Source organism: Sporosarcina koreensis (assembly GCF_001531445.1).
Taxonomy (GTDB): Bacteria; Bacillota; Bacilli; order Bacillales_A; family Planococcaceae; genus Sporosarcina; species Sporosarcina koreensis_C.
The window spans coordinates 1-243 of record NZ_LQYA01000240.1 but is presented as its reverse complement, the minus strand read 5'-3'; the positions used below and the strand labels follow the sequence as shown (position 1 = coordinate 243).

General features: G+C 44.9%; 1 rRNA gene. It reads right to left on the bottom strand.

What is annotated here, in order from left to right:
• Positions 1–142: 142 nt before the first annotated feature.
• Positions 143–243: ribosomal RNA gene (locus AWV70_RS20055) — 16S ribosomal RNA — on the bottom strand; the annotation flags it as partial.

The window sequence follows — 243 nt, the reverse complement described above, 5'->3', positions numbered from 1 at the left end:
ACTTGATGTTTTGTTGCTTCAATGTCGTTTTATCCAGTTTTCAAAGAACAAGTTTTGAAAGTCATCAGAAGATGAACCTTCAAAACCGAACGCAAAACGTCAACGTATGAACCCAAGGTTCATATTCCGTAAATATCCTTAGAAAGGAGGTGATCCAGCCGCACCTTCCGATACGGCTACCTTGTTACGACTTCACCCCAATCATCTGTCCCACCTTCGGCGGCTGGCTCCCGTAAGGGTTAC